The sequence below is a fragment of the Chitinophaga sp. genome (genome assembly GCF_036569185.1).
GTDB lineage: Bacteria > Bacteroidota > Bacteroidia > Chitinophagales > Chitinophagaceae > Chitinophaga.
This window is the reverse complement of the sequence record NZ_DATCRD010000280.1, coordinates 1-22,667: the sequence shown is the minus strand read 5'-3', so window position 1 is coordinate 22,667 and position 22,667 is coordinate 1. Positions and strand designations below refer to the sequence as shown.

At 47.4% G+C, this 22,667-nt stretch carries 21 protein-coding genes; 13 read left to right on the top strand and 8 right to left on the bottom strand.

What is annotated here, in order from left to right:
• Together VIM72_RS21745 and VIM72_RS21740 are read right to left on the bottom strand one after the other, a co-directional pair.
• Positions 1-1,367: ABC transporter ATP-binding protein (locus VIM72_RS21745; RefSeq protein ID WP_332004931.1), on the bottom strand; the 1,367-nt coding region annotated here is incomplete at its 3' end.
• A gap of 435 nt (positions 1,368-1,802) precedes the next feature.
• Positions 1,803-2,663: an OmpA/MotB family protein gene (locus VIM72_RS21740; protein WP_332004930.1), complete on the bottom strand. Its 861-nt coding sequence runs from the start codon at positions 2,661-2,663 to the stop codon at positions 1,803-1,805.
• A gap of 282 nt (positions 2,664-2,945) precedes the next feature.
• Here VIM72_RS21740 and VIM72_RS21735 point away from each other — a divergent pair, with 282 nt between their 5' ends.
• Complete coding sequence (locus tag VIM72_RS21735) at positions 2,946-3,971, top strand: LacI family DNA-binding transcriptional regulator (RefSeq protein ID WP_332004929.1); 1,026 nt, start codon at positions 2,946-2,948, stop codon at positions 3,969-3,971.
• Positions 3,972-4,290: 319 nt separating this feature from the next.
• On the opposite strand, the gene VIM72_RS21730 is transcribed toward VIM72_RS21735, so the two are convergent.
• Together VIM72_RS21730 and VIM72_RS21725 are read right to left on the bottom strand one after the other, a co-directional pair.
• Complete coding sequence (locus tag VIM72_RS21730) at positions 4,291-6,459, bottom strand: S9 family peptidase (RefSeq protein WP_332004928.1); 2,169 nt, start codon at positions 6,457-6,459, stop codon at positions 4,291-4,293.
• Between the two features lie 36 nt (positions 6,460-6,495).
• Positions 6,496-7,443, bottom strand: a complete 948-nt coding sequence (locus tag VIM72_RS21725) for a hypothetical protein (protein WP_332004927.1) — start codon at positions 7,441-7,443, stop codon at positions 6,496-6,498.
• Positions 7,444-7,596: 153 nt separating this feature from the next.
• On the opposite strand from VIM72_RS21725, the gene VIM72_RS21720 reads away from it, so the two are divergent.
• The 12 genes from VIM72_RS21720 to VIM72_RS21665 all read left to right on the top strand — a co-directional run bounded on the left by VIM72_RS21720 (position 7,597) and on the right by VIM72_RS21665 (position 17,239).
• Positions 7,597-8,862: a dihydroorotase gene (locus VIM72_RS21720; protein ID WP_332004926.1), complete on the top strand. Its 1,266-nt coding sequence runs from the start codon at positions 7,597-7,599 to the stop codon at positions 8,860-8,862.
• Between the two features lie 5 nt (positions 8,863-8,867).
• The gene (locus VIM72_RS21715; RefSeq protein WP_332004925.1) at positions 8,868-9,404 is read left to right on the top strand and encodes a DUF4199 domain-containing protein; all 537 of its coding nucleotides are present in this window, start codon (positions 8,868-8,870) and stop codon (positions 9,402-9,404) included.
• Between the two features lie 15 nt (positions 9,405-9,419).
• Positions 9,420-10,418, top strand: coding sequence for a glycosyltransferase family 2 protein (locus tag VIM72_RS21710; protein WP_332004924.1), 999 nt, complete (start codon positions 9,420-9,422; stop codon positions 10,416-10,418).
• Between the two features lie 30 nt (positions 10,419-10,448).
• Complete coding sequence (locus VIM72_RS21705; RefSeq protein WP_332004923.1) at positions 10,449-11,585, top strand: glycosyltransferase; 1,137 nt, start codon at positions 10,449-10,451, stop codon at positions 11,583-11,585.
• A 119-nt stretch (positions 11,586-11,704) separates the two neighbouring features.
• Entirely contained in the window at positions 11,705-12,730 is a 1,026-nt protein-coding gene (locus tag VIM72_RS21700; protein WP_332004922.1) for a dehydrogenase, read from the top strand.
• Positions 12,731-12,757: 27 nt separating this feature from the next.
• On the top strand, positions 12,758-13,336 hold the full coding sequence (locus tag VIM72_RS21695) for a D-sedoheptulose 7-phosphate isomerase (protein WP_332004921.1): 579 nt from the start codon (positions 12,758-12,760) through the stop codon (positions 13,334-13,336).
• Positions 13,333-14,028: a nucleotidyltransferase family protein gene (locus VIM72_RS21690; protein WP_332004920.1), complete on the top strand. Its 696-nt coding sequence runs from the start codon at positions 13,333-13,335 to the stop codon at positions 14,026-14,028. The genes VIM72_RS21695 and VIM72_RS21690 overlap by 4 nt, the downstream gene beginning before the upstream one ends.
• Positions 14,025-14,546: an HAD-IIIA family hydrolase gene (locus VIM72_RS21685; protein WP_332004919.1), complete on the top strand. Its 522-nt coding sequence runs from the start codon at positions 14,025-14,027 to the stop codon at positions 14,544-14,546. The genes VIM72_RS21690 and VIM72_RS21685 overlap by 4 nt, the downstream gene beginning before the upstream one ends.
• A gap of 26 nt (positions 14,547-14,572) precedes the next feature.
• Complete coding sequence (locus VIM72_RS21680; RefSeq protein WP_332004918.1) at positions 14,573-15,544, top strand: hypothetical protein; 972 nt, start codon at positions 14,573-14,575, stop codon at positions 15,542-15,544.
• Positions 15,545-15,553: 9 nt separating this feature from the next.
• Positions 15,554-15,943, top strand: a complete 390-nt coding sequence (locus VIM72_RS21675; RefSeq protein WP_332004917.1) for a hypothetical protein — start codon at positions 15,554-15,556, stop codon at positions 15,941-15,943.
• A gap of 485 nt (positions 15,944-16,428) precedes the next feature.
• Positions 16,429-16,800 carry a VOC family protein gene (locus tag VIM72_RS21670; RefSeq protein ID WP_332004916.1) on the top strand — a complete coding sequence of 124 codons (372 nt, stop codon included), beginning with the start codon at positions 16,429-16,431 and terminating at the stop codon, positions 16,798-16,800.
• Between the two features lie 13 nt (positions 16,801-16,813).
• Positions 16,814-17,239 carry a MarR family winged helix-turn-helix transcriptional regulator gene (locus VIM72_RS21665; RefSeq protein ID WP_332004915.1) on the top strand — a complete coding sequence of 142 codons (426 nt, stop codon included), beginning with the start codon at positions 16,814-16,816 and terminating at the stop codon, positions 17,237-17,239.
• A 66-nt stretch (positions 17,240-17,305) separates the two neighbouring features.
• Here VIM72_RS21665 and VIM72_RS21660 read toward each other — a convergent pair whose 3' ends face one another.
• From VIM72_RS21660 to VIM72_RS21645, 4 genes are all read right to left on the bottom strand, one after another.
• Entirely contained in the window at positions 17,306-19,843 is a 2,538-nt protein-coding gene (locus VIM72_RS21660) for a DNA gyrase/topoisomerase IV subunit A (RefSeq protein ID WP_332004914.1), read from the bottom strand.
• A 17-nt stretch (positions 19,844-19,860) separates the two neighbouring features.
• Complete coding sequence (locus VIM72_RS21655) at positions 19,861-20,265, bottom strand: hypothetical protein (RefSeq protein ID WP_332004913.1); 405 nt, start codon at positions 20,263-20,265, stop codon at positions 19,861-19,863.
• On the bottom strand, positions 20,262-21,125 hold the full coding sequence (locus VIM72_RS21650) for a DUF1835 domain-containing protein (protein ID WP_332004912.1): 864 nt from the start codon (positions 21,123-21,125) through the stop codon (positions 20,262-20,264). The genes VIM72_RS21655 and VIM72_RS21650 overlap by 4 nt, the downstream gene beginning before the upstream one ends.
• Before the next feature lie 8 nt (positions 21,126-21,133).
• On the bottom strand, positions 21,134-22,667 hold a 1,534-nt coding region (locus VIM72_RS21645; protein ID WP_332004911.1), incomplete at its 5' end, for a toprim domain-containing protein.

The window sequence follows — 22,667 nt, the reverse complement described above, 5'->3', positions numbered from 1 at the left end:
GAAAACAGTGCATCCTCACCAACAATACTGTTATATCCCCGTGGCAATTCCATAATCCGGTCATGGATGTTTGCTGCTTTTGCTGATTTTATAACCTCTTCTTCGCTTGCCTCAGGTCTGGCAAGCGCAATGTTTTCCCGGACAGTTGCACTTAACATTTGTACCTCCTGGAAAACAAAACTGATATGCCGGTATAAAACAGTTGAGGGCAGATCTTTAATGTCTACACCGCCTAGCAATATCTTGCCCTCTGAAACATCCCAGAACCGGGGTATCAGTTTGGCGATGGTTGATTTTCCGGAACCGGACCTGCCGACCAATGCGGTAGTTGTTCCCGGCTTTAAGACGATGTTTATGTCGTTAAGCGCTTTTGTTTTATTATCATAGCTAAAAGAAACATGTTGCAGTTCCAGCTCCAGGTTATTAAGTTTTTTTCCGGGTGCAGCTTCTTCCAGAACAGCTGTGGAAAGCAATGCTTTTACGTTAGTTGCCGCTACGCATGCCTCCTGTAATGCCGTTCCTCCATAGAACATCGCCAGCAATGGTGCGGTAATACCCAATCCCAATAAAGTAAAGGGAATGATGGCAAATGGTTCCAGCCATCCCATCTGAACGGCAAATATGCTTGCCGCCGTAATGGCAACCAATGCCATTAGCGGGGTAAGAAACAGTTCGGCACAAGAGGATACCCGCAATGTTCCTTTCATCATATTCCACATCACGGACAGAAAGTTATCTGCCGTTTCTAAAAAGCGGTGATGCGCCCGGCCCGTTTGTCCAAATGTCTTGACTACACTAATTCCCTGTACAAACTCAATTGCAGCCCCATTGATCCTGCCCATTGACTCCGTATAGGTATCCATCAGTTTCAGTCCCTTTTTCAATTGCCTGACGTACATATACATCCCTATGATAATGGGGATAAGCATAACCAAAGCCATTGACCAGCTGATAGTAAACAGGTATACAATCGTAATAACGGGAATGAGAAAAGCAGTGAGCAGCTCTAATGCGGCATGCGCAATGAGATAATGTATGTGCATCACATCATCTGCCATTCCTTTTTTTACATCCCCGGCACTACGGGTAGTAAACCACCCCAGAGGCGCCCGCACCAAATGATTCGCCAGTTTGCGCCTGATCAGTAGTTGGAAGTCATTGTCAACATCATGGGAAATAAAAAAGGCTGTATAAGTGCTGGCCATACGGATGATTAAAGCGTAAAACGCTATCCAGCAGGCCTTCCATGCGGCGCTCGTATCAACAGGACCTTCCCGGAGCAGTACTCTCGCTAAATCCGCTACCGCTATAAAAGGTATCACTGAGGCTATAGCCGAAATGCCTTGTAATATACAGGCAATGATCATTCTTGTCCTGACGGGCTTTGTTAATTCCAATAAGTCCTGCAAGGACAGGAGCTTGGGCTTTCGGTCCGTTTCACTGTTACTATTTACGGTATTCATGTTTCCTGATTTTGTAGTGACCCCAGCTTGTAGATAAGGGATCTCTTTGCATTAATATTCTTCTGCAAAGAAAGCAGGAACAATTGCTGCAAACAATGGCTGGATAAGGGGAATGACAGGACGATTCGTGGTGTTTTTCTGACCACGCTGTAAACGGGCGCGTAACTAATGCCACATAAGCTTCTTTACCTTTCTCCAGTTCTAAAAAATTAAAGGGAGATATAAGCGGATCCGCTTATATCTCCCTTAATCCTTTATTATCAAAAATGATCAAATCCTGCCAATCAGTATAATCAGCGTAATCCTGAGTCAGACAAAATCCGCATCAGGCAAATCCCCTTAGTTCGCCGGTTTTTCCAGCAACTTGAAGAACTGATCCAGTTGTGGTAATATCACGATCCTGGTTCTGCGGTTAGCGGCCTTACCTTCGGGGGTATCATTGGAAGCAATAGGCAGGTATTCGCTGCGTCCGGCGGCAGTCATACGTGCAGGCGGAATGTTATACTGGTTCTGAAGTACACGCACCACGGAGGTAGCTCTCTTCACGCTCAGGTCCCAGTTGTCGAGCAACACGTTCGGACGGTAAGGCACGTTGTCGGTATGGCCTTCCACCATAAATTCGATATCCGGCTGGGCAATCAGCACCTTGGCCACTTTACCCAGTACTTCCTTGGCTCTTTCATTGATTTCGTAACTACCGCTTTTAAACAGCAGTTTATCGGAGATGTCTATATATACCACCCCTTTGTCCACTTTAATATTGATGTCTTTATCATCCATATTGCCAATGGCGCCTTTAAGGTTCATCACCAGCTGCATGTTCAGGGAGTCTTTACGGGCAATGGCAGACTGCAGGTCTTTAATATAGGCGTCTTTAGCGCCGATGTTATCCAGTGATTTCTTGATACTTTCCGCCTGGGAGTTGGAAATAACAGACAGTTCTTTCAGGTGGTCCAGCATCTGGGAGTTATTGGTTTTCAGTTGCTCCTGTTGCTCGGTTAAATTCGTTACTTTTTCTTTGTAGGATGCAGCGGCACGGGCAGCATCTTCTTCGCAGGTTCTCAGCTTACCATAGGTAGCCCGGTAAAGGCTGTCGAGTTGTGCATTCCTCGCCTGCGATTCCCTTAATTTCCGGGGAGCAGAACAGGAAGCGAAAATGGTTACTAAAGCTACCGGCAAGGCTAATTGTGCTATTTTCATAAAATTATACTTTTTAATAATCTAATAATTAAGTATATATAAATAGTCGGGGATACAATGGGAAAGCAACCCCTCCATAGCAAATAGCAGGCCGAAGCCCCCCTCAGTCCGTTAGAACATTGTTAGAATTCAGCCCAGATAGATGTTGACACACCTGAAAAATTTAAAACCGTCATCCTAAAGAAGCTTTATTCATAAAAAAAAGTTAATGTTTTCCAATATCTAAGTAACTTGTCCGGCAGAGTATACGCTGTATCTATTTTCTATTAATTGCTGAAATGTATGAGAAAGGTGGTTTCTTCAGGTCAACCAACAATAAAGGAAATTGCAAAAAGGCTGAACATCTCTGTATCCACGGTATCACGGGCGTTACATGATCATCACAGTATCGGATTGAGAACCAAAACCAGGGTAAAGGAACTGGCTGCTGAGCTGAATTATGAGCGCAATCAAACGGCGATCTATTTCCAGCAGGGTAAAACATTTACCATCGGGATCCTCTTGCCAGAGTTGTCGGAGGCATTTTTTGCCAGCGCTATCAGTGGTATTGAGGATACTGCATACAGTAATAACTACACCGTATTGCTGGGCCAGTCGCACGACGATGAAGCCCGGGAAAAGCAGATCATCCAGAGCATGAAACAGCACCGGGTGGATGGCTGTATTGTATCCATCGGGAAAAACACCAGCAACTACGAGCACTTTGAAATGCTGCAACAGGCGCGTATCCCGGTAGTTTTTTTTGACCGTATTCCTGCCCTTCCGAATATGCATTCGGTATCTATTAACCTGGAATCAGGCACTGTACAGGCAGTGGATTTCCTGCTGAAACAAGGCCACCGCGTAATTGGTATGATCAATGGCCCCGAAACAATGGTGGCCAGCAAAGAACGGGCTACCGGCTATATCAGGGCGCTGCAGAAACACCGCCTGAAATACGATCCAAAAATGATCGTGAACGCCGACCTCACCACCGCCGGCACGGAAGAAGCCATGCAGTACCTGCTATCTCTCAAAAGAAAGGTGACCGCCATCGTTACTTTCAACGATTATGTAGCCATGGATGCGGTACAATATGCCCTGAAACAAAAATTGGAAATAAATAAGGATATAACTTTCGTATCTTACGCCAATACACCGGTAAGCGGTTATACGGCCTTCCCCCCTGCGGCATCTGTGGAGCAGTTCCCTTATGAACAGGGCCAGGCGGCTACTAATATGTTATTGTCACTCCTGAATGGGGAACATGCTTTGAACGATTATCAACGCACTATCATGGAGTCGCAGCTGGTGATACATCACCGGTGAGGTATTATCTTATCGATAACCTTGCCACAGCTGTTCACCGTGGCAGGTTACTCGACTTCATTGTTCGCTGTCTATAATTGCTGCTTTTCCAGCTTAGTTCACTTTCTGATTAATTGCTACAACGATTCTACATGATTTTTTTGGCATTCCATGTACGCAAACGCTTGCGTTATCCGCGCAAGCGTTTGCGTAAAGCCTGTTTTCGGGAATTTTAATCTTTGTTACAACACTCATCTGCTCCGCTGTTTGCGGTATAAAATAATAAAGCGAAGACCAACCCATTACGGTGATCTTCGCTTTACTGAAAGAAGTAAAAAAATTATTTCAGGTTCGCATCAAAATAATCAGTGATCTTCTGCATCAGGTGCACCCTGTCTTTTCCCAACACATTATGCAGATGCCCGGGATAAACAAAATAATCCACTTGCACTTCGTTGTCTACACAGGCTTTCAGGAACTTTAATGAATGCTGCCAAACCACCACATCGTCGTTAGTGCCATGGATCAGCATCAGCTTCCCCTGCAAATTCTTCGTTTGGGTAAGCAGGTTGGAGTTGGCATAGCCTTCAGGGTTTTCCTGCGGTGTATCCATATAACGTTCGGTATACATCACTTCATACATACTCCAGTCGATCACCGGTCCGCCGGCTACCGCCGCCTGGAATACGCCGGGATGGCGCAGCATCAGCGAGGTAGTCATAAAACCACCAAAGCTCCATCCATGTACGCCCATTTTCTGCTGGTTAATATATGGCAGCGATTTCAGGTAAGCCACTCCCTGTAACTGGTCGTTCATTTCCACAGTGCCCAGCTGCCTGAAAGTAGCCTGCTCAAAAGCTTTCCCGCGGTTATCACTACCCCGTCCGTCCATCGTAAAGATCACATAACCATGCTGCGCCATGTATTCATACCAAAGGTTGCCGCTGTAGGGATACGTATTGCGGATCAGCTGCACGTTTGGACCATTATACAGATAAACGATCACCGGGTAGGTTTTGGTGGAATCAAAATGCACCGGCAGGATCAGTTTACCATACAAAGGAGTACCATCGTCCGCTTTCAGGGTTACCTGCCTGATCTGCGGGCGCTGGAAATCTTTCAGCGGGTCGGCAGCGGTGATGATATTTTGTTCTGATTTACCATTGGTCGCAATTACACCTGCCACATAAGGCGTGGTACCGGAACTGTAAGCGTCCAGCACATAACTGCCATCCTCACTGGCTTGAGCATCATGCCAGCCTGCTGCTTTATCCAGCCGGGAAGGTTCAGCTGTTTTCTGCTTATAACTGGTTTTATAGAGATGTTTTTCCATAGGGCTTTCTTTGGAAGCCGTAAAGATGATCTCGTTCTTCTTCGTATTAAAACCTGTTAATTCATTCACCACCCAGTTACCTGAAGTAATCTGCCGCAGTTGTTCCCCTTTAGTATTATAGAGATACAAATGACTATACCCGCTTTTTTCGCTCCACCAGATAAACTGATCGGTAGTACCGGGAACAAAAGTCAGCGGGTGTGTGGGATGCACATATTTTGGATCTGTTTCTTCAAACAGCGTTTTTACCAGTTCACCGGTAACAGCGCTGTACTGGTTCAGCCACAAATGATTCTGTTCACGGTTCAGCAGCGCTATATAAACGGATTGCTGATCGGGCGCCCATGTAACACAGGTGAGGTAATGATCTGCCGGGCCGCCGGTTTTGAGGAAAATAGTTTTTTGGGTAGATGGCTGATAAATACCGAGTGTTACTTCGTGGGATGTACCGCCCGCCATCGGGTACTTGATGTTGGTATTATGCGCCGGGGTTACGGACCAGTCGATAACAGGATAATCATTTACCATCCGCTGATCCATGCGGTAAAATGCCAGCTGATCGCCCTTCGGGGAGAAGAAAATACCTTTATCGATGCCGAATTCCTCACGGTGAACGCTTTTTCCATTCACAATATTGATATCGGCGTCGTTGGTAACCGCCTGCACATTGCCTTCAGCGGTACGGATAAAGAGGTTGTTCTTTTCCGTCCAGGCAATTTGCCCGCTTTGAGGGTTCACGGTTATATTTTCTGCTTCTTCCGGTAATTCGCACCACTGGCTGAATTGCATGCCGCCATTCTGCAGTTGTCCTTTATAAAGGGTATTGCCAATGGCGAACCATGCGCTGGTAGCAGAGATCCAGTGAAGCGGAGGTACGCCTCTCAATGGCCTGGAAGAAAATAATTGTTCGTTGAGGCGCGACAGTGTAAGCAGGGTATCTGTTTTGCCGGAGGGAAGGGTCACCTTTATCCAGGCATAATTATCTTTTTCGGATAATACCCTCGTGTAGGCATTTTCGCCGGGGATCCATTCAAACTGTTTTAACCGTTCAGGCGCCAGTTGCTGACGGAGGCCATTGGTGGCTTCGGCCATTGTATACTGGCGTTGCTGGCCATAGGTGTATTGCAGCCCGCCCGTTATCCATCCTGTCAAAAGCAATAGGAAAGCTTTCTTCATCCTTCTTTTTGGGGAGCTAAATTAAGGTTTTACCCGTTAAGCGCTCACAAGATGTTTTTTCACCCATTCCCTTTCCTGGGGTAACAGGTAATCGGCTCTTTTTTCTGTGATCCAGGAAAATGTTTTTTTCACGTCTGCTTTCGCGGTACGGAAACGGAACAGGAATTCCATGCCCAGCATCAGGTCTGTAAACCCGTTCTTCACGGTTTCTATGGTCATCCTGGCGCTGCTGCGTCTTTTTGATAACAGTTCTGTAATTCGCGCAGTTACTGCCTGGATGGCGTTTTCATCTGCATACTTGTAAATAGCCTCCATCGCTTCAAACTTCAGTTGGCCCCGCATCAGGCAACGGGTATAAAACATGGCTTCCTTCTCTTTTTCGATATCAGCAATAGCGGCAAAAGCCAGGCTTTTTACATCCTGCCGGTGGTATTCCAGGAGCCTTCTCAGTGCGGGCACACTTTTCTGGGTGCCTATTTTATGAAGCAACAGGGTGATATAATAGATATCATATTCATTTACGGTGCGCTTCAGCAGGTTCAGGGCCCAGTCTTCCACAGAAGGATGGCGGGTGCCTCTCAGCGCCAGGAGCGCCGACCGGCGGATATTATTATTAATGGAAAGCGTATTGTTAAACAAAGGCTCCAGGTTAATATAGCCCGGTATGGCCAGTCCGCGTTCAAGATCCTGCTGCATGGCGGTGATCATATCTGCATCCTGCTCTATCCTTATCCTGTCCAGCAAAAAACGGATTACTTCGGGGTCGTTGGTATTCCTGGAAAGTTGGGTGATAATAAAACAGGCGGCACGGCGCTTATCTTTATCCGGCTCCTGCTCAATATATTGATAAAGTAGGGGTATATAAGCGTGATTAGCGAGTTGTTCTGCTTCGCGAAGGGCCTGCCAGCTGGTTGTCTGGCCGTTATGCAATTGATCTGAGCGGTCGCATATCCGGGCTACGAGGTTAGAAAGATAGTCAATCATCAGTAGTTATTTTGATCTGCTACCCCTGCATTTTCAATTATCATACCAACCTGAACAACGCTCCTGGAAAGCAGGGGCGCTGCGCCTTCAACAATTAACAGTTTTATGTTACATTTGCCCCTGTATTTTAGGACCGGTTATAGAACGTAAAGCATGCACATACTACTCAAGAACGTAAAGATCATAGCGCCTTCCTCTCCTTTGCACGGGCAGCAAAAAGACATTTCTATCCAGAACGGGATCATTCAGCAGGTTGGCAACAACCTCGAAGATGCCCGGGCAACGGTTATTTCAGGTGACAACCTGCATGTTTCCGCCGGCTGGATGGATGTTTTCGCACATTTCTGCGATCCCGGCCAGGAACACAAAGAAGACCTGCAAAGCGGCATAAGGGCTGCTGCTACCGGCGGATTCACCACCGTAATGGTAGTGCCCAACACTCAGCCCGCCCTGCACACCAAACCGCAAATCGAATACGTACTGAGCAGGACCCGTCATTCGGCGGCCACTGTATTGCCAATTGGCGCTGCCACCAAGAACCTGGAAGGCGCCGGCCTCGCAGAAATGTATGAAATGCAGCAGGCAGGCGCCGTTGCATTCTCCGACGGCTTCAAACCTTTACAGTCGCCGGGACTGATGCTCAAAGCCCTGCAATACATCAAAGCATTCAACGGCACCCTTATACAACTGCCGGACGATCAAAGTATTTCTGCACATGGGCTGATGCACGAAGGCCTCTATTCCACGCAGCTGGGAATGCCCGGTAAACCCGCCCTGGCGGAGGAACTGATCATTCAGCGCGACCTGGAGCTGGCGAAATACACGGATTCCCGGATCCACTTTACCGGCATCAGCACCCGCAAATCAGTGGAACTGATCGCCGCCGCAAAAGCAGATGGTATCAAGGTGACCTGCTCGGCAACGCCCTACCACCTCTCTTTAACAGACGCACAACTCATTAATTACGATACCCACCTGAAAGTAAACCCGCCACTACGCAGCGCGGACGACGTGAAGGCCCTGCAGGAAGCGGTTTTACATGGTACCATCGACTGCATCGCTACACATCATACGCCGCAGGACTGGGATGCCAAACAGGTAGAATTTGAATATGCCAAAAATGGAATGATCGGCCTGGAAACCGCTTTCGGCGTGTTAAGGCAATACCTGCCTCAACTCCCGCTGGAACAGCTGATCACTATGCTCACTGCCCACCCGAGAAAAATATTCGGCCTGCCCCAACCTGCCCTGCAGGAAGGCGCCGCCGCCAACCTTACCGTGTTCGACCCGGAAACCAGCTGGCAGTTCACTAAAGCCCACATCGCTTCCCGGTCCAAAAATTCAGCGTATATTGGCGAACAACTGAAGGGAAAAGTACATGCCACAGTGAATGGACCCGTTTTTCATATAAATAATTAACCTATATGCAGAAAAGTTCTAACCCGGGCCTGTTATGGGGTGTAGTGGGCGGTATATCACTGATATTCCTGAACGTTATCACCTACATCGCCGGACCATCTGTATTGTTTTCCTGGTGGAACAGTGTATTGCAACTGGCCGTTTTTATTGTCATTGCCATATTCGCCGGCCTGGAGGTAAAAAAACAGCAGGGTGGGTATATCAGTTTTAAAGAAGCACTGAAACCCATATTTACAGCATTTATCATTGGAACGGCTATTATTACCGTTTACCAGTATGTGCTCTATAAATATATTGATCCGAAGCTCGTGGATGCATTGAAAGATAACCTCCTGGAATCTACGGAAAAATGGATGCACAAATTCAAAGCACCACAGGAAGAAATTGATAAACAACTGGATGAATTAAGTAAAACCGACTTCAATGTTGGAATTAAAAAATCATTCATGGACTTCCTGAAAGGAATAATATTCTATTTTGCGATAGCAGCGATCATTTCACTGATCATTCGCAAAAAACCAGTTGAAAGACCACTACAATAATACTATTCTATAAAGATGAACATATCCGTAATCGTTCCTTTAAAAAACGAAGAAGAATCCTTACCGGAACTTGCCGCATGGATAGAAAGAGTGATGGATGCACACCACTTTACCTACGAGGTATGGATGGTAGATGATGGCAGTACCGACGACTCCTGGGCCGTTATACAACAACTGGCTGCGCAGAACCCTCTTATCAAAGGGATCAAGTTCCAGCGCAACTATGGCAAATCCGCCGCCCTCAACGAAGGCTTCAACGCGGCACAGGGCGATGTGGTAATCACCATGGACGCCGATCTGCAGGATAGCCCCGACGAAATACCGGAGCTCTACCGAATGATCGTGGAAGAAGGTTTCGACCTGGTGAGCGGATGGAAAAAGAAACGTTACGATAACACCTTTACCAAAAATATTCCTTCAAAATTATACAACTACACTACTACCCGCATGAGCGGCGTAAAACTGCACGATATGAACTGCGGTCTTAAAGCCTATCGTAAAAAAGTAGTGAAATCAATAGAAGTATACGGTGAAATGCACCGCTATATTCCTGTTATCGCAAAATGGAACGGTTTCCGTAAAATAGGCGAAAAAGTAGTGGAGCACCGTGCCCGTAAATATGGCGTCACCAAATTCGGACTGGAACGTTTTATCAACGGCTTCCTGGACCTGGCCACCATCATGTTCATCGGCAAATTCGGTAAACGCCCCATGCACCTGTTTGGCGCACTTGGATCCCTCTCCTTCTTCGTAGGTTTTGTAGTAGCGGCTTACCTGGCACTGGCGAAAATATTCTTCGACAAGGTAAACATGACAGACAGGCCCCTGTTCTATTTCGGGCTGCTTTGCATGATCATCGGTTCACAGTTATTCCTCACCGGCTTTATCGGCGAGCTGGTAACACGCAATGCCACCGAACGCAACTCCTACCTGGTGGAAGAACGGATGGATCATACCAGCAATGTTACAGAGGAGGAATGGGAGTTATCTCATCCACATAACCGCAGGCGCTGATCCTCTCCTTCACATTTTGCATCTGAATCTATGGCTAACAAAAAGAAAATACTTATTCTGGGAACAGCCTACCCTTTCCGGGGTGGGCTGGCTGCTTATAACGAGCGACTGGCAGAAGAGCTGCAGCAAACAGACGAGGTGGAAATATGGACCTTTACCATTCAGTACCCCAAACTCTTTTTCCCGGGGAAAAGTCAGTTCTCTACCGATCCGGCTCCGGCGCATCTGCGCATCAAACGGCTCATCAATTCTGTAAACCCGCTGAACTGGTTAATAACAGGACGGAAGATCCGGAAAATGAACCCCGATATCATCATCACCAAATACTGGCTGCCCATCATGGGGCCTGCCTTGGGCTCCCTCCTTCGCCTGGGTAAACGTAAACATACCAGAGTGATTGCCGTACTTGATAACGTAGTACCGCATGAAAAAAGACCCGGGGATGTGGCCTTTACAAAGTATTTCCTGAAACCGGTAGATGCTTTTATAGCCATGAGCCAATCGGTGCTCAACGACCTGCGGGTATTTGAACCGGTGAAGAAGGCTTCGCTCATTCCCCATCCTATTTACGATAACTACGGCGCCCTCATCTCCAAAGAAGAAGCCCGCGCACAGCTGAAACTGGCCCAGGGCAAAAAATATATCCTTTTCTTCGGCTTTATCCGCCAGTATAAAGGACTGGACCTGCTCCTGCAGGCAATGGCAGATGAAAGGCTGAAAAAGCTGGATGTACATGCCATCGTAGCCGGCGAGTATTATGAAGACGCCGCTCCCTACCTGGACCTGCTGAACAAATTACAACTGGGCGATCGTGTGCTGATGCACACCGATTTCATTCCCAACGAAGCCGTTAAGAATTATTTCTGTGCTGCCGACCTGGTGGTACAACCCTATAAAAGCGCCACCCAGAGCGGTATCTCGCAGATCGCGTATCACTTTGAAAAACCCATGGTGGTCACCAATGTAGGCGGCCTCGTGGAAATGGTGCCCGATGGTGTAGTAGGTTTCCAGGCAGAACCGGACCCGGCATCTATTGCCGCCGCCATTGAAAAATATTTCGTGGACAACCGCGAAGCGGATATGGTGGAAGCTCTCCGGAAAGAAAAGCTGCAGTATTCCTGGGCGCGACTGGCAAAAGAAATTCATATTTTAGCAGCAGAAGGCTGAAAGCAGAAAGCAAAAAGCTATTGAACCGACTAACAGTGTTAAACAATATCTGCAATTATCAATCGCTTCAATAACTTTTTGCTTTCTGCTTTACGCCTTCCGCTTAAAAACAAAGCAGCATGATTTACAGAAGCAAAGCACCTTTACGTATAGGCCTTGCCGGTGGTGGCACAGATGTAAGCCCGTATTCGGACTTATACGGTGGCGCCATTCTCAATGCCACTATCTCCCTCTATGCGCGCGCATCCATAGAGCCCCTGCAAAACGGGCAGGTGGTGTTCGATTGCGCCGACAGACGGGAAACAGCTACCTACGACGCCGTATATCCCTTGCCGTTAGATGGCAAACTGGATATCCTGAAAGGCGTGATCAACCGCGTGCAGAAAGATTATGGCTCCTTACCGGCTACCGGTTTTAAACTTACCACCTTTGTAGATGCTCCTGCAGGTTCCGGCCTCGGTACCTCCTCTACCCTTGTGGTGGCCGTGCTGGGCGCATTTGCCGAATGGCTGAAGCTGCCGCTGGGAGAATACGACCTGGCACATCTTGCCTATTCTATTGAACGGGAAGACCTGAACCAGGCCGGCGGTAAGCAGGACCAATACGCGGCTACCTTTGGCGGCGTTAACTTCATGGAATTCTATAAAGGCGATAAGGTGATCGTAAACCCGCTGCGTATCAAAGAAGTAAACCTGCATGAACTGGAAAATAACCTGGTACTGTTTTACACTTCTACCAGCCGCTTATCTTCCACTATCATCTCCGAACAACAAAAAAATGTAACCGATAAAAAGGACGATTCCATAGAAGCTATGCACCAGCTGAAAGAACAGGCGGTGATGATGAAAGAAGCCCTGCTTCGGGGTACTATCGATAAGATAGGCGAGATCCTGAACTATGGTTTTGAGAATAAAAAGAAGATGGCCCATGGCATCACCAATCCACAACTCGATGAAATTTACGAAGCTGCCCGCAAAGCCGGCGCCAGCGGTGGTAAAATTTCCGGTGCAGGCGGGGGCGGGTTCATGATCTTCTATTGTCCTAAAAATACCCGCTTTGCGGTGGTAGATGCGCTGAACGGTTTTGGAGGAGATGTAAAACGATATACCTTTACCAATCACGGCATTCAAACGTGGAGCATTTAAGGTTTAACAAATCAAAATTTTCTGCTGATGAAACAATTCATTGCCAATAAGATCCGGGAAAGCATCGCTGTGAAAGAAGCCATCTGCCAGGACGAGCCGTTGTTAAATACGATTAAGCTGGTGGCGGAAGCGATTACGCACAGCCTGCAAACCGATCATAAAGTACTTTTTTGCGGTAACGGCGGCAGTGCGGCAGATGCGCAACACCTGGCCGCTGAATTCTCCGGCCGGTTTTATAAAGACCGTATGCCATTGTATGCGGAAGCGCTGCATTGTAATACTTCTTACATGACGGCGGTGGGCAACGACTATGGCTACGACCAGGTATATGCCCGCATCCTGAGAGGCATTGGCCGCGAAGGCGATGTGCTGGTAGGTATTTCCACTTCCGGTAATTCAGCCAATATCCTGGAAGCCATGAAAGTGGCAAAGGAACAGGGAATGATCGTGGTAAGCATGACCGGCAGCACCGGAGGAAAGATGAAAGAAGGCAGCGACTACCTGATCAACATCCCTTCTACCGATACGCCCCGCATACAGGAAGCGCATATCACCGTAGGACATATCATTTGCGAAATAGTGGAAAACAACCTGTTTGGCGCATGACGGGAGAATGTATTGTACTTGCCGGGGGCCTCGGAACCCGGCTCAGAAGCGTAGTGGCCGACAAGCCAAAATGTATGGCTCCACTGGGAACGCATCCCTTTTTATATTACCTCCTGCAATACCTGCACAAACAAGGCATACAACATGCGGTGCTATCGCTCGGCTACCTCTCTGAACAGGTGATCAGCTGGTGCAATAGTACTACGCTTCCTTTGCGTGTATCCTTCACCGTAGAACCTGAGCCACTGGGCACCGGTGGCGGTATTATCAACGCATTGCAGGCCGTAAAAGGCAACGAAATTTTTATCGTTAACGGCGATACTTATTTTGATGTAAACCTGGCGGCCTTCAATAATTTTCACCAGTCGCATCAAAGCCCCCTGTCGCTGGCACTGAAGCCCATGCACCAGTTCGACCGCTACGGTACCATCCAGCTGGACGAGCACCAGCAGATCACCCATTTCCATGAAAAGAAATTCATGGAAGAAGGATTGATCAATGGCGGCATTTACCGGACCTCTGCAGGATTCCTGCAAAGCCTGTCGCTCCCGGAAAAATTTTCCTTTGAGAAAGAAGTACTGGAGCCCGGTGCAAAGGCGGGCAAATTATACGGCTTTATCAGCAACACTTATTTCATTGATATCGGGATCCCGGAAGATTACGAAGCAGCAAAAAAAGTATTGGTATCATGACCCTATTCCTCGACAGAGATGGCGTAATTAACGATGAAATCCGCGACGGATACGTGCTCCGGCCGGATATGTTTCACTTTAGTGAGGGCGTGTTATCAGCTATGCCCATACTCGCAGAGCGCTTTGAGCGTATTATTGTGGTCACCAATCAACGCTGTATAGGCCGCGGGCTGCTCACTACCGAAGGGCTACAGGAAATTCACGCGCAAATGCTGCAGCAGATTGAACGGAACGGCGGTAAAATTGACGCTATTTATTTCTGCCCGGATGTAGATAGCAGTAGTCCTTGCCGCAAACCGGCCACTGGCATGGGGTTACAGGCTAAGCAGGATTTCCCCGCTATTGATTTCAGTACTTCCGTAATGGTAGGCAACACGTTAAGCGATATGCAGTTCGGGAAAAGCCTGGGCATGCAAACCGTGTTCATCCCATCCACCCGGCCTGAAACACCGTTCCCCCATCCACTGATAGACCAGCGATATCAAAACCTGTTGCAGTTTGCACAGGCTGTACAATAATTATAAGCCGTAACCGTATAATAGATATGGCAAAAAAACCATTACTGTCGCTGCTGCTGATCTTCACTTCCATGCTCGCGCTCGCCCAGCAGCCGGATGCGGCTGGCATGAAACAGCTGCTTCTTAATCAGGACACGCTACAGGTGCTGAGCGAAGATATCTTCAGCGGGAAAGGCGATGATGGCCGGCAACGCGCTACAGAAGCGTTTATTCCCCTGCTGGTAAGAGCGCTGAAAACAAAATACTCTTTCCGCTTCCGGTTCGATTCCCTGAAAACAATATCCATCCAGTATCCGCAGGACAGCGCCTTCCGGATCTTTACCTGGGCCCTGGAACGTGAAAATGGCTTCTACCGGCATTACGGCGCTATACAGATGAATACCGCCGACGGGCAGCTCAAGCTTTTTCCCCTGTTCGATGCCTCCGATTATATGACCAACACCGATACCATCACCGATAATAAATCCTGGTTCGGTTGCCTGTACTATAACATTGTTCACCGGCATTACTTTAATAAAGAATATTATACCCTCTTTGGCTGGGACGCCAACAATCCCCGCAGCCAGAAGAAAATAGTGGAAATGCTGACCTTTAAAAACGGTACTCCTGTACTGGGCGGACCATTTTTCAGTTTTGCAGAAGACAGCACGCCCAAACCTACCCGTAACCGCTTTGTCATTGAATACAAAAAAGAAAGCACTGCTACGCTCAATTACAATAAGGAACTGGATATGATCGTGTTCGATCACCTCATATCTGAAACCAATGAGCCCATGAAAAAATTCACCTACGTAACCGATATGGATTACGAAGGCTTTAAATGGCAGGCGGGTAAGTGGATGCATGTCAATAAGATTTTCCATGATGCCATTCCGCTGGGAAAAGGCGCTCCCACGCCACAGCCTCTGGATCAGAAAAAGAAAAGCATGACCCAGCCTAAATCCGCGGAAGACTTTCAGCAGGAAGCACCAAAGAAACCCACAAAGAAAAAACAATAAACCCGTCACATGGCAGCAACGGACAACGAACCAACATTTATCAGGGCAATAAGATTATTCAATATCAACGAAACAGACTGTTCTTTTGAAACTGGTAAGATCCAGACCCGGAACAAAATTGAAGCGGGCTATTTCTTTTGCCAGACCGGCACCGGCGATCTCGAAAATGTTCCTCACCCGGCTCCGCGACGGCAGTTTGTGGTAACGCTGAAAGGCCGGCTGAAATTCACCGTCACCAATGGCGATACCTTTATCCTGGAACCCGGCATTATTCTCATAGCAGAAGATACCAGTGGCCCCGGTCATACCTGGGAAGTAACTGATGGCAACGAGTGGGAACGGATCTACATTCCCCTGGAACCAGGCAATGATCCTCATTTCATTGCGGATGTAATTTAATTCCGGGCCCGCCTTCGGCGGGGAAATTGTCTTGGAACGCTGATTATGATGATTACGCTGATTACATTGATATATTTTTGGAATTTGAAATAATTAATGGAGATAAAAGCAAATAGGTCCATGTATATCTCCATTGCCCCTCTATAAAATTCAAAAGGATAAAATCAGTGTAATCATCATAATCCTGAGTCAGACAAAATCCGCTTCTATCTCCCCCCAAACTATTTTCAAATTCCTAAAATAAAATCAGTGTAATCAGCGAAATCATCCTAATCCTGAGTCAGACAAAATCCGCTTCTATCTCCCCTCAAACTATTTTCAAATTCCCAAAATAAAATCAGTGTAATCAGCAAAATCATCCTAATCCTGAGTCAGACAAAATCCGCAAATTTTCCCTCCCGGGTAAAAAAAATTCTTTAAAAGAACAATCATTCTCTTATATTTGCATTATAAAAGAGCGAACATTCATTTACCGCTACACTACAATGCAACTCAATCACTTAAACCTCAGCGTAAAAGACGTGCCGGCAGCCCGCGCATTATTCGAAACCTATTTCGGCTTTACCTGCAACGACCCAAAACTGAACGATACCTTATCCGTTTTAAACGGCTCCGATGGATTTATCCTGGTGCTGATGAACCAGCGTATGAATGAGCATGGAAATCATACTTACCCGGATGTTTTTCATATAGGATTCTACCTGGAAGATGAAACGGCCGTAAACACAATGTGGGAACAACTGAAAAACGGGGGTATAGAACCGCAACAGACGCCGCAGGTCATGCGAAAAACTTTCGGCTTTTATTTCACTTTCGACACCTTTATGGTGGAGGTAACTACCCCCATCAAAGCTTAAAACAACAAACCTTATGCAATCCGGAATAATGGAAAAGCTTCCCATCGGCTGGTACCTGAAGGAAGCCGACAGCCTGATCACCCATTTCACCAATATAGCCTTTGAATCCTTTGGCATCAACAGGTTTCACTGGCAGGTATTAAAAAATATAGCTACACATGAGAAGATCAGCAAAGAACTTTACTACCACCAGGTAAGCCGGTTCCTCACGATGGCGGAACTGGATGAAGTAATGGAAACATTGCTCACCCGGGGCTGGATCTGCCACACAAACGATCTTTATTCGTTTACGGATGCCGGTAAACAGGAGTATGCAGCTATTGATTGCCTCCAGCTAAAGAATCGCGAAAAGATCATGGAAGGCATCACAGAGGAAGAATATCTTGCGACCATCAACGTCCTGGAAAAGCTGATCAGGAACCTGGGTGGCAAAGTATAATCATCTTACAAAATAAAAAAGCGGATAGCAAAAATGCTATCCGCTTTATATCTTCTGCAAAAGGCGTTAGAATAATTCTCCCTGCGCGCTTGTTTGCCCTTCCTCATTCGGATCAGGATCCTCATCTTCAGACAATAACTCAGCACTGATCAGGTCTTCCCCTGCAATCCTTGTTCCCACTGCCTTCCAGCCGGTTACTTCCACGAATTCGGAAAGGTCGATTTCTTCCTCTTCCGGGCTGCGCTTCTTACCTGTTTTCAGTAAAATGACAGGCTGGGTATGCGTGGTCACCATTTCCAGGTAATTATTCGCTCCTTCTTTGATGAAATTGAATTTATTATTCAGCGTCTGCGTTTCAATACGGAAACGTTTTACATTGAATTGCTTTTTATCGGCATCAAAGTAAATAGCCGTTACGATTTTTTCCGGAGTGAACTTCTCAATATATACTACGTCGTTCGACTCATAGCGGTTCGTAAGATCGAAATTCGTTAACTCATAGGTGCCGTTTTTAAAGGCAACAAAGATCTTGTCATCTCCTTCAAAGGCCCCGATATATACCCCACGCTCCTCCGTATTCAAACGCCCGGTTTCTGTATCATACCAGATCTTCTGCCCTGCCAGGGTGGATACGCCTTTCTCCTTGAACTTCACGCTGCGGATCGGATATTTCGTTACCACGTTACCCATGGAGCTACGCCCTTTGATAGCAATGGTTTCAAAGGCCATATCGAACTCCTTGTTACGCGCGCTGCAGTTAGGGCTCAGCTTGATAGTGACCACTTCTGCTTCCCCGTTCGGGTTGGCAGAGAAGTAATGCACCTTGGAATTCTTCTCTCCCTTATGCGCAAGGTCATATTCTTTATCGCGGGTAACACCCGTTACATTAAAACGTTTGGCATAGCTTACCCCTGTTTTACCTTCTACATAGATCATGTTGTAGGTAGTACGCTCATCATTCTTGCGGAATATGTCCACATGAATAATATCTTTACCCACAAAGGTTTTGTCGGCTACCTTGGTAACCAGCATTTTACCATCCCGGCGGAAAACGATGATATTGTCGAGGTCCGAGCAATCTGCTACGAACTCATCTTTCTTCAGGGAAGTACCAATAAAACCATCTGCACGGTTCACATATATCTTGGTATTGGCAATAGCCACCTGCGCCACCTGGATATTGTCAAATGTTTTGATCTCGGTTTTGCGCTCACGGCCTTTGCCATATTTCTTCAGCAGTCCGTCGTAATACGAAACGGTATAATCGGTAAGATTGGCCAGGTTGTTTTTCACTTCCTTGATCTCCGCATCAATACCTTTGATCTGTTCATTCAGTTCATTGATATCCAGCCGGTAAATACGGCGTACAGGCTTCTCCGTTAGTTTCACAATATCTTCGCGGGTAATTTCGCGTTTCAGTTGTTTCTTATACGGGGTAAATCCTTTATCAATGGCGTTCAGCACCGTTTCCCAGTCCTTATGCTTTTGCTCCAGCTCCTTATAGATCCCTTTTTCAAAGAAGATCTTTTCCAGGGAGGTATAATGCCATTTCTCCTGCAGTTCTGCCAGCTTGATTTCCAGTTCCTGTTTCAGCAGGTCTTTGGTGTAATCAGCCGATGCTTTCAGCAGGTCTGACGCAGTGAGGAAATGTGGCTTATCATTTACGATCACACAGGCGTTGGGTGAAATGGATATTTCACAATCAGTGAATGCGTACAACGCATCTATCGTGATATCCGGCGAAATACCCGGCGCCAGCTGCACTTCAATTTCCACTTCCGCAGCGGTATTATCCACTACTTTCCGGATCTTGATCTTACCGCTGTCATTGGCTTTTACGATAGACTCCATCAGTTGTGTGGTAGTAACACCATAAGGTACGTCTTTTATCAGCAGCGTCTTTTTGTCTTTCTCTTCAATATGTGCTCGCACCCTTACTTTACCGCCACGTTTGCCATCATTGTAGTTGGCAATATCAATCATGCCGCCGGTGGTGAAATCAGGGAAAAGCTCAAATTTCTTACCGCGCAGGTATTTTATAGAAGCTTCTATCAGTTCTATAAAATTGTGTGGTAATATTTTGGTAGATAAACCAACGGCAATACCTTCCGCGCCCTGTGCAAGCAGCAGCGGGAACTTCATCGGCAGGGCCAGCGGCTCATTTTTACGGCCATCGTAGCTAAGCTGCCAGGCCGTAGTTTTAGGGTTAAATGCTACATCCAGCGCGAATTTCGACAGGCGGGCCTCAATATACCTGGCCGCTGCCGCATCATCGCCTGTTCTTACGTCTCCCCAGTTACCCTGGGTATCAATAAGGAGGTCTTTTTGTCCGAGGTTAACAATAGCATCACTGATAGAGGCATCCCCATGCGGGTGATACTGCATCGTTTGCCCGATCACGTTAGCCACCTTATTATAGCGGCCATCGTCCATTTCTCTCATGGCGTGCAGGATACGACGCTGCACGGGCTTCAACCCATCTTCCACGCTGGGCACCGCCCGCTCCAGGATTACATAGGAAGCGTAATCCAGGAACCAGCTCTCATACATGCCCCCCACGTGGATGACATTGTGCAGAGATTCGTCTGATGTTTTATTTTCCATATCCATGTATAATACACTTACGGTTTTACGTTAATCATTTTTTCAAAGTCCTCCCGCCATACACGTACACTGTCTTTCTGTACATCTTCCAGGGAGTTCAGTTCTATAAAGCAGCAATCTGTAACGGCTACCAGCTGATGCCACACATTCACGGGCACTTCCACCCTGGCTGGCGCTGTTACTTCCGTGGTTACTATTTCGTTCCCGCCCAATGCGCACCAGTGAATGGCTGCCTTGCCGGTGAACAGGTACAGTACCTCGGGGTTTTTATGATCGCTTTTGCCTTCGTGATAATGCTGCCCACTGCTGCTGCCGGCATTCCGGTAGCATACCAGGAAATTACCTGTACGGTTGCAGTCCCAGAAATAACCGCTGCCGCGGTCATCAGCGCCCATCAGCTCCAGTGGCGTTACCTTTATCATACGGTGGTTGTGTTTTCGATGCTTTCACCTGGTTGTTTCACTTCAAAATCACGGATGGTTTTCAAATCACCCCGGCTTTCCAGCTTGCCTTCGCGGATCAGCTCTTTCAATCTCCAGCCCAGGAACTGGTCCATCACAGGGTACTTCAGTTTACCGGTTACCTGCTGTACTATTCTCCAGGCTTTCACAAACTCTTTCCCGCTCTGGGCCAGTAATTCCTTGTCATAAAACAAAGTAGGCTCGCCCTTGATCTTCTTACCACCTTCCAGTAAACGGATCCCTGCATTCTCATTCATCAGGCGATGCCATTCATCGCCATCCAGTTCATATTCCGCCAGTGAAATGGGCCGCGCCAGTTTCTTCGCCTTCAGGAATTCCTTTGGCAATATCTGGTGCAGATGGGTAGGATAAAACACAGCGCCTTTCTCATTGAGGAAAGGCAGGTTGTTGAGGTAAATGATATGGATGCGCCCTGCAAAGTCGTACAGCTGGCTTACCAGCCAGTAATAGCCGCATACGTCACGGGCGTTTTGCCCGGCCCATATCCATACTTCCAGTTCGGGGTCTTCCTTTAATTGCGCTTTCAGGGATTTAAAAAGATCAGCATCATCAGGATCGCCGGCTGCTTCTGCTGCAGGCGCTTCCCCTTCTGCAGGCCCTGCCGGTTCAATGCCAGCCAGCTGCTGCCAGAACAGGCGGCGGCCTGCACGGCCTTCTTTGGTGTCCAGGATAAATAACGGACCAACGGACAGATCATCTTCAAAACAACGGATCTCTCCGCTCATTTTCTCATCCATGGCTACCGCTTCCGCGAGCACCGGCACTGAAGACTGACCAAAAACAATGTGTATTAAGCCCATATGCCTTTCTATACTGTTTCTTCAACTAAATCCTTTTCATACCGCAGGTTGTTGATGATAAACTCCTGGCGGGTCTGGGTATTCTTACCCATATAGTACTCCAGCAATTTCTGGATATGAATGTCTTTCGATAAAATGATGGGCTCAATACGGATATCTTCCCCGATAAAACGGCCAAATTCCTCCGGTGAAATTTCGCCCAATCCTTTAAAGCGGGTGATCTCAGGTTTATTGCCCAGTTTCTTCACCGCCTTCTGTTTCTCGTCTTCATTATAGCAGTAAATAGTTTGCTGCTTGTTGCGTACGCGGAACAACGGCGTTTCAAGGATATACACATGCCCGTTCTTTACCAGGTCCGGGAAGAATTGCAGGAAGAAAGTAAGCAGCAGCAAACGGATGTGCATACCATCCACATCGGCATCGGTAGCCACTACAATGTTATTGTAGCGCAACCCCTCCAGTCCTTCTTCAATGTTCAGTGCATGCTGCAGCAGGTTGAACTCTTCGTTTTCGTATACCACTTTTTTGGTAAGACCAAAACTGTTCAGCGGTTTGCCACGCAGGCTGAACACTGCTTGTGTTTCCACATTGCGGGATTTGGTAATGGAACCACTGGCGGAATCACCCTCTGTAATAAAGATGGTGGAATCCAGGCGGCGGGCTTCCTGTTCAGCCTTGTCTTTACCGGTAAGCTCATCGTTCAGGTGCAGGCGGCAATCGCGCAGCTTCCTGTTATGCAGGTTTGCTTTCTTCGCTCTTTCGTTGGCCAGTTTCTTAATACCGGCCAGTTCTTTACGCTCACGCTCACTCTGCTCAATACGTTTCTTCAGCGCATCTGCAATAGCCGGGTTGCGGTGCAGGTAATCGTCCAGGTGCTTGGAAAGGAACTCCAGCACAAATGCCTTTACAGAAGGGCCGCCCTCATACACCACCTGTGAGCCCAGCTTGGTTTTAGTTTGCGATTCAAACACCGGCTCCTGTACCCTGATGGATATGGCCGCACAAATAGACGCCCTGATATCGGTAGCGTCATAATCTTTCTTATAAAAGTCGCGCACCGTTTTCACAAACGCCTCACGGAAAGCCGCCAGGTGCGTACCGCCCTGGGTGGTATGCTGCCCGTTTACGAAGGAATAATACTCTTCCCCGTACTGGCTTTCGTGGGTGATAGCCACTTCAATATCGTCTCCCTTCAGGTGAATGATGGGATAACGCAGATCTTCTTCATTCGTTTTACGCTGCAGCAGGTCCAGCAAACCATTCTTTGAAAGATATTTCCTGCCGTTGAAATTGATAGTAAGGCCGGCATTGAGGAAGCAATAGTTCCATATCTGGTTCTCCAGGAATTCCGGTATAAAACGGTAGTTTTTAAATACCGTATCATCCGGTGTAAACGTCACCTGCGTACCGTTAGGTTCCGTAGTGGCGGTTTCTTTATATTCTTTTACCAGCACTCCCCTCTCAAACTCAGCGGCTTTCATACGCCCGTCGCGCACAGATGTTACCTTGAAGTAGCTGGACAAGGCATTCACTGCTTTGGTA

Excerpts from the sequence above, each read along its gene's own strand:
- VIM72_RS21740 (WP_332004930.1), bottom strand. The coding sequence starts at position 2,663 with ATGAAAATAGCACAATTAGCCTTGCCGGTAGCTTTAGTAACCATTTTC.
- VIM72_RS21735 (WP_332004929.1), top strand. The coding sequence starts at position 2,946 with ATGAGAAAGGTGGTTTCTTCAGGTCAACCAACAATAAAGGAAATTGCA.
- VIM72_RS21730 (WP_332004928.1), bottom strand. The coding sequence starts at position 6,459 with ATGAAGAAAGCTTTCCTATTGCTTTTGACAGGATGGATAACGGGCGGG.
- VIM72_RS21725 (WP_332004927.1), bottom strand. The coding sequence starts at position 7,443 with ATGATTGACTATCTTTCTAACCTCGTAGCCCGGATATGCGACCGCTCA.
- VIM72_RS21720 (WP_332004926.1), top strand. The coding sequence starts at position 7,597 with ATGCACATACTACTCAAGAACGTAAAGATCATAGCGCCTTCCTCTCCT.
- VIM72_RS21715 (WP_332004925.1), top strand. The coding sequence starts at position 8,868 with ATGCAGAAAAGTTCTAACCCGGGCCTGTTATGGGGTGTAGTGGGCGGT.
- VIM72_RS21710 (WP_332004924.1), top strand. The coding sequence starts at position 9,420 with ATGAACATATCCGTAATCGTTCCTTTAAAAAACGAAGAAGAATCCTTA.
- VIM72_RS21705 (WP_332004923.1), top strand. The coding sequence starts at position 10,449 with ATGGCTAACAAAAAGAAAATACTTATTCTGGGAACAGCCTACCCTTTC.
- VIM72_RS21700 (WP_332004922.1), top strand. The coding sequence starts at position 11,705 with ATGATTTACAGAAGCAAAGCACCTTTACGTATAGGCCTTGCCGGTGGT.
- VIM72_RS21695 (WP_332004921.1), top strand. The coding sequence starts at position 12,758 with ATGAAACAATTCATTGCCAATAAGATCCGGGAAAGCATCGCTGTGAAA.
- VIM72_RS21690 (WP_332004920.1), top strand. The coding sequence starts at position 13,333 with ATGACGGGAGAATGTATTGTACTTGCCGGGGGCCTCGGAACCCGGCTC.
- VIM72_RS21685 (WP_332004919.1), top strand. The coding sequence starts at position 14,025 with ATGACCCTATTCCTCGACAGAGATGGCGTAATTAACGATGAAATCCGC.
- VIM72_RS21680 (WP_332004918.1), top strand. The coding sequence starts at position 14,573 with ATGGCAAAAAAACCATTACTGTCGCTGCTGCTGATCTTCACTTCCATG.
- VIM72_RS21675 (WP_332004917.1), top strand. The coding sequence starts at position 15,554 with ATGGCAGCAACGGACAACGAACCAACATTTATCAGGGCAATAAGATTA.
- VIM72_RS21670 (WP_332004916.1), top strand. The coding sequence starts at position 16,429 with ATGCAACTCAATCACTTAAACCTCAGCGTAAAAGACGTGCCGGCAGCC.
- VIM72_RS21665 (WP_332004915.1), top strand. The coding sequence starts at position 16,814 with ATGCAATCCGGAATAATGGAAAAGCTTCCCATCGGCTGGTACCTGAAG.
- VIM72_RS21660 (WP_332004914.1), bottom strand. The coding sequence starts at position 19,843 with ATGGAAAATAAAACATCAGACGAATCTCTGCACAATGTCATCCACGTG.
- VIM72_RS21655 (WP_332004913.1), bottom strand. The coding sequence starts at position 20,265 with ATGATAAAGGTAACGCCACTGGAGCTGATGGGCGCTGATGACCGCGGC.
- VIM72_RS21650 (WP_332004912.1), bottom strand. The coding sequence starts at position 21,125 with ATGGGCTTAATACACATTGTTTTTGGTCAGTCTTCAGTGCCGGTGCTC.